This window comes from Streptosporangium sp. NBC_01639 (assembly GCF_045209755.1).
GTDB lineage: Bacteria > Actinomycetota > Actinomycetes > Streptosporangiales > Streptosporangiaceae > Streptosporangium.
On sequence record NZ_CP109272.1, the window covers coordinates 6,944,423 to 6,958,100 of the forward strand.

Here is a 13,678-nt window from a genome sequence, read left to right on the forward strand (position 1 = left end):
TGTAGAAATCGTAGGCTTTCGCACTCATCGCGCCTCCACCGCAAGGGAGCCACCCTCTGTCACGGCTGGATCGATCGGCCTCCCGCGTCGAATTCCCGAAACCCCGCGACTTCTCCGACCGTCAGCCGCGGCAACGCCCACGACTATGGATATGCCTACGCAAACGATGAAAGCCGTCCGCACGGCGCGTGGGCACCGCGGCCCGGCTGCGGAGCCGGATGATCAAGATGGTGACGGTCCCGAAGCGGACGGAGGCGGGCAGGAGAACCGGAGGAGCGGAGGAGCGGATCCTAGGTCCAGACAGGCTCTCCGAGGCGCGTCGTCGTCGACAACACCTGGCAGCCCATGCGGCGGGCCGCGTCGAACAGGGTGACGCGAACCCGTTCTTCGTCCTCAGGCGGGAAGGCGACCCGGATCTGATGATCGTAGACCGTCTCGTAGGTCAGCGACCAGCCGAGGTCCGTGGCGGCGAAATGGTCCTGCCGCTCGCCGTCTTCGTCGCGGCAGCCGCCTCGGTCCGCCGTGGGCGCGAGCGCGTCGCGCAGGATCCACAGCCTGTCGAGGTAGGGCGACTCACCCTCGGACAGCTTGATGTAGACGTGTTCACGCTCGCGAAACGGCTCGAACCACGGCGACATCTCGACCTCGTCGGGCAATATCGGCGTGGTGATCCGCCCGCTCAACCAGCCGTGGAGGAACTCCACCGCGCCGACGTCATACGCGTGGTAGGCGACGCTGCGCGGATTCCAGACCACGACGCCCCAGCCGTCCGGTTCCCCCTTGGTCAGCCAGCAGAGCGAGTCGCCGTTGTCGGTGCCGGCCCACTCCAGCAGACCACCGGGCTCCGGATGGAACGGGTAAGGGCATTCGTCGGGATGCTTCTCGCGGAAAGACCGCTCTCTGTCCAGCAGCCGCTGAGCACGCTGGATCAGCAGGTCATGAGCGCCGAACGGAGTCAGCGGTGTGATGAGGTCAACGAACTGGCCGCGCCCGTATCGCTCGATGAGTGTCTTGAAGTCGGTGGGCAACCCAAGCCCGAGGGCGGCCTCGACCTCACGCCAGTCGCCTTGCGCGTCGACCGGTTCCGTGGGCGGCGGCACGAGGCGGATCAATTCGTCGATCGTCGTCACGGCCCGCGACTATAGCTAGCCGACGCGGACGACCCGGACGGCGCTGATCCACCGGCACGCGAGCAAGGACCGGGACGAGGCCGTCGCGCGGGCACTCGGGCAAGCCTTCGAAAAGACGCGGGCCGACGGGCACAGAAACCATCGGGTACGCCACGGGCACGAAAGATCATAAAGTTTATGTGGAAAGCAGAAGGCCAGGTCTCCCGAACTCGGTTGACCTGGCCTTCTGCCATCTGAGCGGACGACGGGAATCGAACCCGCGTAGCCAGTTTGGAAGACTGGGGCTCTACCATTGAGCTACGTCCGCGCGAGCCGGTCTCCGTCTGGTCTAGACTTCATCCGGCGTCAGGGCGTAATCGTACCGGAGTTCCGGAGCGTGCGCGTACTCGACGGACCGGGGTGTGGCGCAGCTTGGTAGCGCACCTGCTTTGGGAGCAGGGGGCCGCAGGTTCAAATCCTGTCACCCCGACATGTAGTGCCAGCTAGGGGCCGTTTCCGATCTTCGGAAGCGGCCCCTTCCGGCTTCTGAGTGACCGACTGCGTGACTACGCTTCCGCGTTGCTGTCAGGCGACGTGTCCCAGCATCAGGGCGGCGATCACCGGGCCCAGGTACAGCAGGGGAAAGACGACGGTCGAGTACGAGCGTGCCCGAAGCACGGTGACGACGGCCCCGGCGAAGTACAGCATCAGGCAGATCCCGGCCAGGACGCCGATGACCGGCACGAACAGGCCGACCAGCAGGCCCACGGACCCTGCGGCCTTGGCCGCGCCGAGCCAGGTCCACCACGAGCGGGGGACGCCGTAGTCCATCAGCGGCTTCACGACCCACTCGGCGCGGCGAAGGAGAGAGAAGGCCGAGAAACCCACCCAGAGGGCGGCCAGGATGGTGACGACGGTGGCGGTGGTGGACATGGGAACACTCCCTATCTGGTGCTTTCTTGTGACACCGATCCTGCGAGCCCTGGTTGATAGCTCCGCGATGCGTTCACGATGCGCGGCTTCCCGGCCGACCTCTGACCCGGCGGAGGACCGTCGGGGGCCGTCTCCGATGTTCGGAGGCGGCCCCCGACGTCTCGGGCGACCGGTCATACGACGGGGAACGGCCTTGTGAGCAGTCCGTGGGACGAGCGGCTCAGACGGTGCCGCGGAAGAGTGCCCAGACGGCCTTGCCGCCCCGGTTGAGGTGGTCCCAGCCCCAGCACTGGCTGTAGGTCTCCACGATGTAGAGTCCCCGGCCGTGCTCGGAGACGAAGTCCGGCTTCTTGGGAGTGGGGGCCTCGTTGCTGGGGTCGGCCACGGCGAGAAGCACATGGGGGCTCAGACGCAGCAGCATCAGGGTGATCGGGGTGGTCTCGATCTGGCTGGGCGGGCACAGTGCGTAGCGGACCGCGTTCGTGACAAGCTCCGAAACCACTAGCGCTGCGTCATCGCTCAGTTCCGACAGGCCCCAGTCGCTCAGCGTCGCCCTGGTCACGTCCCGGGCGGTTTTCACCGAGTCGGCCTGTCTGGGGAGCGGGCACGCCGTGGCGTCGGAATGATTGGCCACGAGGAGGTCGTCGAAGCCGATGTCGCGGGTCACCTGCAGGTAGTCGACAGCCGATTGTGGCTCCTCCACCATCCTGCCGGTACCTCCCGCTGCCATCGTGAGTCTCCGTGCCAATTGTGAGTTTTCAGAGCCTGTGCACCATAAGCCCAATATGCACTAGGCCATCATGGGTCACTGGAACGTCTGCTGCAAGGCCCAAATGCACGTGCAGGTGCAATGTGCAACCGCATGGGCGGTTGCAGCGCCGAGTTAGTGAATCGGCCACGGTTTTGAGACCTTGTCATCGAGGCCGGAAGTAGTGACACTGTGTGCGCTGGCCCAAGTCAAGAGGGAGCCGAAGTGACGCAGGTTCAACCGGGATCAGGTCCCACAGCACTGCGTATCCTCTTGGGTTCCCAGCTGCGGCGGCTGCGTGAGGCCAAGGGGCTGACCCGGGAAGAGGCGGGCCACCTGATCCGCGGCTCCGAATCCAAGATCAGCAGGATGGAGCTCGGCAGGGTCGGCCTGAGAGAGCGCGATGTCGCGGACCTGCTGACCTTCTACGGGGTCGAGGACGAGGCGGCGCGGTCGGCGGTGATGGACCTCCTGCTCAGGGCGAACGAACCTGGCTGGTGGCACCGCTTCAACGACCTGCTGCCCTCATGGTTCCAGACCTACGTCGGTCTGGAGGAGGGGGCGTCCCGGATCCGCACCTACGAGGTGCAGTTCGTGCCCGGCCTGCTCCAGACGGAGGATTACGCCAGGGCGGTCATCACCGCGGGAAGCGCCGGGATCGCCCCCGAGGAGATCGCCCGCCGCGTCGACCTGCGGATGGAGCGCCAGCAGGTGCTCAATCGGGCCGACGGACCGTTCTTCTGGGCGGTCATCGACGAGGCGGCACTGCGGCGTCCCATCGGCGGCACCGAGGTCATGCAGGCCCAACTGGAGCACCTGATGGACCTCATGCGCCGGCCCAATGTCACGATCCAGGTGATGCCGTTCAGTTTCGGCGGCCACAACGCCGAGGGCGGCGCCTTCAGCATATTGCGCTTCCACGACCACGAACTGCCCGACGTGGTCTACGTGGAGCAGTTGGCCAGTGCCCTCTACCTGGACAAACGCGAGGAAGTCGACCGCTACAGCGAGGTCATGGAACGGCTGTGCGCGGTAAGCACCACCCCGGAGGAGACCATCGACATCCTGCGGCGCATTATCAAGGAGAACTGAACAGGCAGCGGTCGCTCCGAGGTGTAGGTCTGCCCTAGACTGGCCAGCGGCGCTGGACACCCGCCACAGTGGAGCATGCCCTAATCTCGCATGTCTCGACGGCTGTGCCCGGTGCCGCTCATGTGGGCGCGGCGCGCGAGCTTGCCGCGGTAGCCGTACGACTTGACGCGCCCGCGATCACTCGAAGCTTGATCAAGGAGACCACCCCGTGAAGACCGCTGTGGAGGAGCTCAGCCCGACTCGGGTCAAGCTCACTGTCGAGGTGCCGTTCGAGGAGCTCGGCGAGAGCCTGCAGGCGGCGTACAAGAAGGTCGCGCAGCAGGTGCGCGTGCCCGGCTTCCGGCCGGGCAAGGTTCCGGCCCGGATCATCGAGCAGCGCTTCGGCCGCGCGGTGGTGCTGGAGGAGACCCTCAACGACGCCGTGCCCAAGCTCTACGGCCAGGCCGTCGACGCGAGCGACATCTTCCCGGTCAGCCAGCCGGAGATCGAGGTCACCAAGATCGAGGACGGCGAGCAGGTCGAGTTCACCGCCGAGGTGGACGTCCGCCCCAACTTCGACGTTCCCGACTACCAGGGCCTTGAGGTCACGGTTCCGGCCGCCGAGGTGTCCGACGAGGACATCGACGCCCAGCTGGACGGCCTGCGCCAGCGTTTCGCGACGCTGACCGGCGTCGAGCGCGCCGCCGCCAACGCCGACTACGTCGTCATGGACCTCGCCGCCGCGATCGACGGTGTGAACATCGAGGAGCAGCAGGCCAACGACGTCTCCTACGAGGTCGGCGCCGGCTCGGTGCTGCAGGGCCTGGACGACGCGCTGGTCGGCATGTCCGCCGGTGACACCAAGGAGTTCACCACCAGCCTGGTCGGCGGCGAGAACGCCGGCGAAGAGGCCGTGGTCACCATCACCATCAAGAGCGTCAAGGAGAAGGTCCTCCCTGAGCTCGACGATGAGTTCGCCCAGCTCGCCAGTGAGTTCGACAGCCTCGATGAGCTCAAGGACAGCGTCCGGGAGCAGGCCCGCCGCAACAAGCTGATCGACCAGGTCGTCCAGGCCCGCGAGAACGCCCTCGACGCCCTCCTCGCCAAGATCGACATTCCGCTGCCGGACAGCGCGCTCAAGGTCGAGGTCGACAACCGCAGGCACAACCTTGAGCACCAGATCGCCGAGAGTGGACTGAGCAAGGAGGCGTACTTCCGCCTCTACCAGACCACCGAGGAAGAGCGTTACGCCGAGTTCGACGACAGTGCGGCCAAGGCGCTCAAGACCGGCTTCGTCCTCGACAAGATCGTCAAGGCCGAGGAGCTCGGTGTCAGCGAGCAGGAGCTGACCAACTTCGTGGTGCGCCGCGCCATGCAGATGAACGTGGCTCCGAACACGCTCGCCCAGCACCTGGCCGACAACGACCAGCTCACGCTGGCCATGGTCGAGATCGTCCGTGACAAGGCCAAGGGCGTTGTCGGCGACGCCGCCAAGGTGACCGACGAAGCCGGCAACGAGGTGGACCTCAAGGCCATCTACACCGAGATCAACGGTGAAGAGGCCGGCGAGGAGCCGACCGAGGAGTCGGCAGAGGAGACAGCTGAGGCCGCGAAGTAGGCTCAGCTCCGACGCGTACGACGTCCCCGCCGCGGCTGTGGCGGGGACGTCGTCGTCGTTTTCCGGCCTGTGGCGCCCCGTCCCGGTGGCGAGGCGTGCGCGGTCGTCTGGGCCCCCGAGGGGCCGGTGCGCCTGCCGGAAGGCGGTTTCCTCCCGGGAACGGCGAGAGACGGGAAAAAGTCGGTCAAGCATGAGGTCCGGCTTCGGAGGCCGGGTCCGAAGGCCGAGATGAGCGCCGACACGCTGGACGGCACGGGCGAAAAAGGGGCTCGAAGGGGCGGCGGAACGGGCTTGGGGCGAGGTGGTGAGCATGCGCCGTCAGCGAACAGTACGTTGAGGGGGCATGTCCGGTAGGCGGCGCGCGTTAAGGTCACAAGCAAAGCCAATCGATTACGACGCATCGGAAGGTGACGCTGTGACCAGCCCGCCGACCTTCTACCAGCCGACCGGCTCCGGGCCCGAGTCGATGAGCCAGCCGAACGGCTCGTTCAGGCTCGAAGACCAGCTCTACCAGCGGCTGCTGCGTGAGCGCATCATCGTGCTGGGCACTCAGGTCAACGACGAGATCGCCAACCGGATCTGTGCCGAGCTGCTCCTGCTCGCCGCGGACGACCCCGACCGGGACATCTGGCTCTACATCAACTCGCCAGGTGGATCGGTGACCGCCGGTATGGCGATCTACGACATGATGGAATACGTGCCTAACAATGTGTGCACGGTCGCGATGGGCCTGGCCGCCTCCATGGGCCAGTTCCTCCTCTGCGCCGGCGAGCGGGGCAAGCGTTACGCCCTGCCGCACGCCCGCATCATGATGCACCAGCCGTCCGGAGGCATCGGCGGCACCGCCGCCGACATCGCCATCCAGGCGGAGCAGATGCTCTACGTCAAGAAGACTCTTGCCGAGCGCATCGCCTTCCATACCGGCCAGAACCTCGACCAGATCGAGGCCGACTCCGACCGTGACCGTTGGTTCACGGCCGAGGAGGCCAAGGACTACGGTTTCATCGACCAGGTCGTGCGCAGCGCTCGACAGGTGCCCTCTTCGGGCGCCGTCTCCTGAAGGGGCACAAGGTGAGTGAGTTGATCCGGCCGGGAGACATCAACGGCCGCTATGTTCTTCCGTCCTTCACCGAACGCACGTCGTACGGCATGCGGGAGATGAACCCGTACGCCAAGTTGTTCGAGGACCGCATCATCTTCCTCGGCGTTCAGGTGGACGACGCCTCGGCCAACGACGTCATGGCTCAGCTGCTGACGTTGGAGTCACTCGACCCCGACCGCGACATCAGCATCTACATCAACTCGCCGGGCGGTTCGTTCACCGCCATGACGGCGATCTACGACACGATGCAGTTCGTCCGGCCGGAGATCCAGACGGTCTGCCTGGGCCAGGCGGCCTCCGCTGCGGCGGTGCTGCTGGCCGGTGGCACCCCGGGCAAGAGGTTCGCCCTGCCGAACGCCCGCATCCTGATCCATCAGCCCTCCACCGAGGGCGGCGGCCAGGGAAGCGACATCGAGATCCAGGCGCGCGAGATCCTGCGGATGCGCGCGCAACTGGAGGCGATGCTGGCAAGGCACTCGGGCAAGGACCCCGCGGCGATCCGCAAGGACATCGAGCGCGACAAGATCCTCGACTCCGAGGAGGCGAAGGCGTACGGGCTGATCGACGACATCATCCCGTCCCGCAAGAAGCTCGCCAAGGCCATAGCCTCTTAACGAGGCCTATCGCACCGGAACGGTGCCCAATTGGGCACGTTCCGGTGCGACTCGCCGCTAGGGGGCTCACTGAGGGCCCAGAAGACGGTAACGTCGAAACCTGAGCGGGATGACTTTTCGTACCGGGTATCGGGCCGGTCGGAAGAAACGGACCGCGACAGCCAGGGCGGTCCCACGCAAAGGAGTATCTGGGGTGGCACGCATCGGCGACGGGGGAGACCTGCTGAAGTGCTCTTTCTGTGGAAAGAGTCAGAAGCAAGTCAAGAAGCTCATCGCCGGACCCGGCGTATACATCTGCGATGAGTGCATCGATCTCTGCAACGAGATCATCGAAGAGGAGCTCAGTGAGTCCTCCGAGCTCAAGTGGGACAGTCTGCCCAAGCCGAGAGAGATCTACGAGTTCCTCGACGCCTACGTCATCGGTCAGGACCAGGCGAAGAAGGCTCTCTCCGTGGCGGTCTACAACCACTACAAGCGTGTGCAGTCCGGTGAGCGCGGGCGCGACGACGGCCTCGAACTGGCCAAGTCCAACATCCTGCTCCTGGGCCCGACCGGCTCCGGCAAGACACTGCTCGCCCAGACGCTGGCGAAGATGCTGAACGTACCGTTCGCCATCGCCGACGCCACCGCCCTGACGGAGGCGGGCTACGTGGGCGAGGACGTCGAGAATATTCTGCTCAAGCTGATCCAGGCCGCTGACTACGACGTCAAGAAGGCCGAGACCGGCATCATCTACATCGACGAGGTGGACAAGATCGCTCGTAAGAGCGAGAACCCCTCGATCACCAGGGATGTCTCCGGCGAGGGCGTGCAGCAAGCCCTGCTGAAGATACTGGAGGGCACCACCGCGAGTGTGCCGCCTCAGGGCGGACGCAAGCATCCCCACCAGGAGTTCATCCAGATCGACACCACCAATGTGCTCTTCATCTGTGGTGGTGCCTTCGCCGGCCTCGAAAAGATCATCGAGTCCCGGGTCGGCAGGAAGGGCATCGGCTTCAACGCCATCATCCACTCGAAGGAAGACCTCGACACCTCCGACATCTTCGGCGACGTCATGCCGGAGGATCTGCTGAAGTTCGGCATGATCCCCGAGTTCGTCGGTCGTCTTCCGGCCATCACGAGTGTGCAGAACCTCGACCGTGAGGCTCTCATCCAGATTCTCACCGAGCCTCGCAACGCCCTGGTGAAGCAGTATCGCCGGCTGTTCGAGTTGGACAACGTCGAGTTGGAGTTCACCGACGACGCCCTTGAGGCGATCGCCGATCAGGGGATCCTCCGTGGCACAGGTGCCCGTGGCCTGCGAGCCATCCTGGAGGAGGTCCTCCTGTCCGTGATGTACGAAGTGCCTTCCCGTCAGGACGTGGCGCGTGTCGTCATCACCCGCGAGTCGGTGCTGGAGCATGTCAACCCGACGCTGGTGCCGCGCGACCAGCTCAACAAGCAGCAGCGCACGCCGCGTGAGAAGTCCGCATAAATCTGTTCGTACGGCTGGCGCCCCCGCGAGGATCTCGCGGGGGCGCCGCCGTTCTCAGGCACCGACCCGGCGGCATCGCCGTCAGCCGTGCCGTCTCCTCTCGGCCCCGCGCCGCCGACCGGCACCCAGAACTTTCATCGGTCCCGTAACAGGGGTGCGACAGGGTCTGCGGCCCCGCGAGGGCACCGGGTGCGCAACCAGCGGTACGGGCCCCCTTTCCGCAAGTCCCGAGACCATGGGACATCGACTACCCGGACGTCCCTAGAATTGGACACCGTGACGACGCCAGAGCTGCCCACCCAGTACACACCCGCCGACGTGGAGACCCGGAGCTACGAGCACTGGGTATCGGAGGGATACTTCACCGCGGACCCGAGCAGCGAACGCGAGCCGTACAGCATCGTCCTGCCCCCGCCGAACGTGACCGGTGTCCTGCACATCGGCCACGCCCTCGACCACTCGATTCAGGACGCCCTGACCCGTCGAGCCCGCATGCGCGGTCAGGAGACGCTCTGGCTGCCGGGTATGGACCACGCGGGCATCGCCACCCAGAACGTCGTTGAGCGGGAGATCGCCAAAGAGGGTCTCTCCCGGCACGACCTGGGCCGGGAGACCTTCATCGAGCGCGTGTGGCAGTGGAAGGAGGAGTCCGGCGGCCGGATCCTCGGCCAGATGAGAAAGCTCGGCGACGGGGTCGACTGGTCCCGCGAGCGTTTCACCATGGACCCCGGGCTCTCCCGCGCCGTTCAGACGATCTTCAAAAAGCTCTTCGACGACGGGCTCATCTACCGTGCCGAGCGCATCATCAACTGGTGCCCGCGCTGCCTGACCGCGCTCTCGGACATCGAGGTGGAGCACAGTGAGGACGAGGGTGAACTCGTCTCTATCCGGTACGGCGACGGCGAGGACTCCATCGTCGTCGCGACGACCCGGGCCGAGACCATGCTCGGTGACACCGCCGTGGCGGTGCACCCCTCCGATGAGCGCTACACACACCTGATCGGCCGAGAGGTGGAGATCCCGCTCACCGGGCGTCGGGTCCCGGTCGTCGCCGACGAGCACGTCGACCCTGCCTTCGGCACCGGCGCGGTCAAGGTCACCCCCGCGCACGACCCGAACGACTTCGAGATCGGCCGTCGCCACTCCCTGCCGTCCCTGACAGTCATGGACGAGCGCGGAGTGATCACCGCTCACGGCCCGTTCCAGGGGCTCGATCGCTTCGAGGCCAGGCCCGCGGTCGTGGCCGCCCTGCGCCAAGAGGGCCGGATCGTCGCCGAGAAGCGGCCTTACCTCCACTCGGTCGGTCACTGTTCGCGCTGCAAGACCGTGGTGGAGCCCCGGCTCTCGCTCCAGTGGTTCGTCAATGTCTCCCCACTCGCCAAAGCCGCCGGCGACGCCGTCCGTGACGGCCAGACGAAGATCCATCCGCCGGAGCTGGCCAAGCGCTACTTCGACTGGGTCGACGACATGCATGACTGGTGCATCTCGCGGCAGCTGTGGTGGGGACATCGGATCCCGGTCTGGTACGGCCCGGCCGGTGAGGTCGTCTGCGTCGGTCCGGACGAGGAGCCGCCCGCCGGTTATGTCCAGGATCCGGATGTCCTCGACACCTGGTTCTCCTCTGGGCTGTGGCCCTTCTCCACTCTGGGCTGGCCGGACAAGACACCGGAGCTGGCCAAGTTCTACCCGACATCCGTTCTGGTCACCGGCTACGACATCCTGTTCTTCTGGGTGGCGCGAATGATGATGTTCGGCATCTACGCGATGGACGGTCAGCCCCCGTTCCAAACCGTGGCCCTGCACGGCATGGTCCGCGACCAGTACGGCAAGAAGATGTCCAAGTCGTTCGGCAACGTTGTGGACCCGCTCGACTGGGTCGATCGTTTCGGCGCCGACGCGACCCGTTTCACGCTGCTGCGCGGCGCCAATCCGGGCTCGGATGTCGCGATCAGCGAGGAGTGGGCCGGTGGCTCCCGCAACTTCTGCAACAAGATCTGGAACGCCACCCGCTTCGCGCTGATGAACGGCGCCGCGGTCGGTGAGCTTCCGGTCGAGGAGCTGACCGCGGCCGATCGATGGATCCTTTCCCGGCTCCAGGAGATCGTCTCGTCGGTGGACGCGGCCTTCGCCGAATTCGAGTTCGCCAAGGTCTCCGACCTGCTCTATCACTTTGCCTGGGACGAGGTCTGCGACTGGTACGTGGAGCTTGCCAAGATCCAGATTGCTTCCGGCCAGGAGCACACCCGGTTGGTGCTGGGCCATGTCTTCGACTCGCTTCTGCGGCTGCTCCATCCGCTCGTGCCATTCGTCACCGAAGAGCTGTGGCGGGCGGTCACCGGAGGCGAGTCGATCGTGGTCGCGCCGTGGCCCACGGTCCAGGAATCGTTGCGGAACACTCCGGCCGAGGAGGAGATTCTCGCGGTTCAGGGCCTGATCACCGAAGTCCGCAGGTTCCGCTCCGATCAGGGACTCAAGCCCGGCCAGCGTGTCGCCGCCCAGCTGTCACTCGCGGGTACCGCTCTCGCCTCCCAGGAGGGAGCCATCCGGTCGCTTCTCCGGCTTGATCCGCCTTTGGAGTCGTTCTCCGCCACCGCACGCCTTGATGTGGGCGGGATCGTTGTGGAGATCGACACTGCGGGGACGATCGACGTGGCCGCCGAGCGTAAGCGTCTGGAGAAGGATCTCGCCGTGGCGCGTAAGGAGGCCGCTCAGGTGGCCGCCAAGCTTGGGAACGAGCAGTTCATGGCGAAGGCGCCCGACGATGTGGTGACCAAGGTGCGCGCTCGTGCGGAACAGGCAGACCAGGACATCGCCCGCCTGGCCGCTCAGCTTGCCGCGCTCCCGGCCGGCTGATCACGCATCTGAGGCAGAGATTTGATCAAGAGTCCGGAGCCCATCGGCTCCGGACTCTTGCGTTTGGAGGTCGCTGACTCAGGGAAGACCTAGTTGTTACCGCCGATTGGGTCATGGCAGCTCGAGTGGACTGCTACAGTTCTTCAAGCAGGACGAGTTCCTGCAGCCTCTCTAAAAGATCACCGAAATATCCGGTTGCGTCCGATCGATTGGACAACAACGGGATGTCGGAGTAAGTTAGAAGGGTTGCTCCGGAAACGGGGCGGCCGGAATTCCGGTAAGGCAGGCGAGATCAAGTCAAGTGGTTCGAAACGGGCCGGTTTGACACGAAAACGCGGGCCTGAAAGAATAAAGGCACAACGGAACGAACGAAACGCCCCGACACCGGGCCTACTGGCCGGGAAGACGGAGAACGCGTCCGTTTCTTGAGAACTCAACAGTGTGTTAAAAGCCAGTGCATGAAGCACAACTCCCGTCCCACCCATCTTCTGGTGGGAGGACGGATTCCTTTGGTTGAACATCCGGCATTTGGTGCCGGGTGCTTTCAGCCGGGAGAACTTCTCAAACATTGTTTGGAGAGTTTGATCCTGGCTCAGGACGAACGCTGGCGGCGTGCTTAACACATGCAAGTCGAGCGGAAAGGCCCTTCGGGGTACTCGAGCGGCGAACGGGTGAGTAACACGTGAGTAACCTGCCCCTGACTCTGGGATAAGCCCGGGAAACTGGGTCTAATACCGGATACGACCACTTCTCGCATGGGATGGTGGTGGAAAGTTTTTCGGTTGGGGATGGACTCGCGGCCTATCAGCTTGTTGGTGGGGTAACGGCCTACCAAGGCGACGACGGGTAGCCGGCCTGAGAGGGCGACCGGCCACACTGGGACTGAGACACGGCCCAGACTCCTACGGGAGGCAGCAGTGGGGAATATTGCGCAATGGGCGAAAGCCTGACGCAGCGACGCCGCGTGGGGGATGACGGCCTTCGGGTTGTAAACCTCTTTCAGCAGGGACGAAGTTGACGTGTACCTGCAGAAGAAGCGCCGGCTAACTACGTGCCAGCAGCCGCGGTAATACGTAGGGCGCAAGCGTTGTCCGGAATTATTGGGCGTAAAGAGCTCGTAGGTGGCTTGTCACGTCGGGTGTGAAAGCTTGGGGCTTAACTCCAGGTCTGCATTCGATACGGGCTGGCTAGAGGTAGGTAGGGGAGAACGGAATTCCTGGTGTAGCGGTGAAATGCGCAGATATCAGGAGGAACACCGGTGGCGAAGGCGGTTCTCTGGGCCTTACCTGACGCTGAGGAGCGAAAGCGTGGGGAGCGAACAGGATTAGATACCCTGGTAGTCCACGCTGTAAACGTTGGGCGCTAGGTGTGGGGACCTTCCACGGTTTCCGCGCCGTAGCTAACGCATTAAGCGCCCCGCCTGGGGAGTACGGCCGCAAGGCTAAAACTCAAAGGAATTGACGGGGGCCCGCACAAGCGGCGGAGCATGTTGCTTAATTCGACGCAACGCGAAGAACCTTACCAAGGCTTGACATCGCCCGGAAACACTCAGAGATGGGTGCCTCTTCGGATCGGGTGACAGGTGGTGCATGGCTGTCGTCAGCTCGTGTCGTGAGATGTTGGGTTAAGTCCCGCAACGAGCGCAACCCTTGTTCAATGTTGCCAGCACGCTCTTCGGGGTGGTGGGGACTCATTGGAGACTGCCGGGGTCAACTCGGAGGAAGGTGGGGATGACGTCAAGTCATCATGCCCCTTATGTCTTGGGCTGCAAACATGCTACAATGGCCGGTACAGAGGGCTGCGATACCGTAAGGTGGAGCGAATCCCAAAAAGCCGGTCTCAGTTCGGATTGGGGTCTGCAACTCGACCCCATGAAGTCGGAGTCGCTAGTAATCGCAGATCAGCAACGCTGCGGTGAATACGTTCCCGGGCCTTGTACACACCGCCCGTCACGTCACGAAAGTCGGCAACACCCGAAGCCCGTGGCCCAACCAGCTTGCTGGGGGGAGCGGTCGAAGGTGGGGCTGGCGATTGGGACGAAGTCGTAACAAGGTAGCCGTACCGGAAGGTGCGGCTGGATCACCTCCTTTCTAAGGAGCATCGACTGCGGCCACCTGGTGGTTCGTGGTCCAGCCGTGTCCGTGGGCGAATGTCTC

General features: G+C 64.6%; 9 protein-coding genes, 2 tRNA genes and 1 rRNA gene. 8 read left to right on the forward strand and 4 right to left on the reverse strand.

What is annotated here, in order from left to right:
- Nucleotides 1–290 precede the first annotated feature (290 nt).
- Nucleotides 291–1,130 carry an SMI1/KNR4 family protein gene (locus OHA77_RS31655; protein WP_406313013.1) on the reverse strand — a complete coding sequence of 280 codons (840 nt, stop codon included), beginning with the start codon at nt 1,128–1,130 and terminating at the stop codon, nt 291–293.
- Between the two features lie 236 nt (nt 1,131–1,366).
- Nucleotides 1,367–1,437, reverse strand: a tRNA-Gly gene (locus OHA77_RS31660).
- A gap of 88 nt (nt 1,438–1,525) precedes the next feature.
- On the opposite strand from OHA77_RS31660, the gene OHA77_RS31665 reads away from it, so the two are divergent.
- A tRNA-Pro gene (locus OHA77_RS31665) sits at nt 1,526–1,599 on the forward strand.
- A gap of 95 nt (nt 1,600–1,694) precedes the next feature.
- Here the strand turns inward: OHA77_RS31665 and OHA77_RS31670 are convergent.
- Together OHA77_RS31670 and OHA77_RS31675 are read right to left on the reverse strand one after the other, a co-directional pair.
- The gene (locus OHA77_RS31670) at nt 1,695–2,042 is read right to left on the reverse strand and encodes a DoxX family protein (RefSeq protein WP_406313014.1); all 348 of its coding nucleotides are present in this window, start codon (nt 2,040–2,042) and stop codon (nt 1,695–1,697) included.
- A 220-nt stretch (nt 2,043–2,262) separates the two neighbouring features.
- A complete protein-coding gene (locus OHA77_RS31675) occupies nt 2,263–2,772 on the reverse strand; it encodes an ATP-binding protein (protein ID WP_326824536.1) in 510 nt (169 codons plus the stop codon).
- A gap of 243 nt (nt 2,773–3,015) precedes the next feature.
- Here OHA77_RS31675 and OHA77_RS31680 point away from each other — a divergent pair, with 243 nt between their 5' ends.
- The 7 genes from OHA77_RS31680 to OHA77_RS31710 all read left to right on the forward strand — a co-directional run bounded on the left by OHA77_RS31680 (nt 3,016) and on the right by OHA77_RS31710 (nt 13,612).
- Nucleotides 3,016–3,882: a helix-turn-helix domain-containing protein gene (locus OHA77_RS31680; protein WP_406313015.1), complete on the forward strand. Its 867-nt coding sequence runs from the start codon at nt 3,016–3,018 to the stop codon at nt 3,880–3,882.
- 208 nt (nt 3,883–4,090) lie between these two features.
- On the forward strand, nt 4,091–5,479 hold the full coding sequence (tig, locus tag OHA77_RS31685) for a trigger factor (protein ID WP_406313016.1): 1,389 nt from the start codon (nt 4,091–4,093) through the stop codon (nt 5,477–5,479).
- A 415-nt stretch (nt 5,480–5,894) separates the two neighbouring features.
- Complete coding sequence (locus tag OHA77_RS31690; RefSeq protein WP_312881951.1) at nt 5,895–6,539, forward strand: ATP-dependent Clp protease proteolytic subunit; 645 nt, start codon at nt 5,895–5,897, stop codon at nt 6,537–6,539.
- Nucleotides 6,540–6,550: 11 nt separating this feature from the next.
- Nucleotides 6,551–7,195: an ATP-dependent Clp protease proteolytic subunit gene (locus OHA77_RS31695; RefSeq protein WP_406313017.1), complete on the forward strand. Its 645-nt coding sequence runs from the start codon at nt 6,551–6,553 to the stop codon at nt 7,193–7,195.
- 193 nt (nt 7,196–7,388) lie between these two features.
- Nucleotides 7,389–8,669, forward strand: a complete 1,281-nt coding sequence (gene clpX, locus OHA77_RS31700; RefSeq protein ID WP_326824533.1) for an ATP-dependent Clp protease ATP-binding subunit ClpX — start codon at nt 7,389–7,391, stop codon at nt 8,667–8,669.
- Nucleotides 8,670–8,945: 276 nt separating this feature from the next.
- Complete coding sequence (locus tag OHA77_RS31705) at nt 8,946–11,522, forward strand: valine--tRNA ligase (protein WP_406313018.1); 2,577 nt, start codon at nt 8,946–8,948, stop codon at nt 11,520–11,522.
- A gap of 569 nt (nt 11,523–12,091) precedes the next feature.
- Nucleotides 12,092–13,612, forward strand: a 16S ribosomal RNA gene (locus tag OHA77_RS31710).
- Nucleotides 13,613–13,678: the final 66 nt, after the last annotated feature.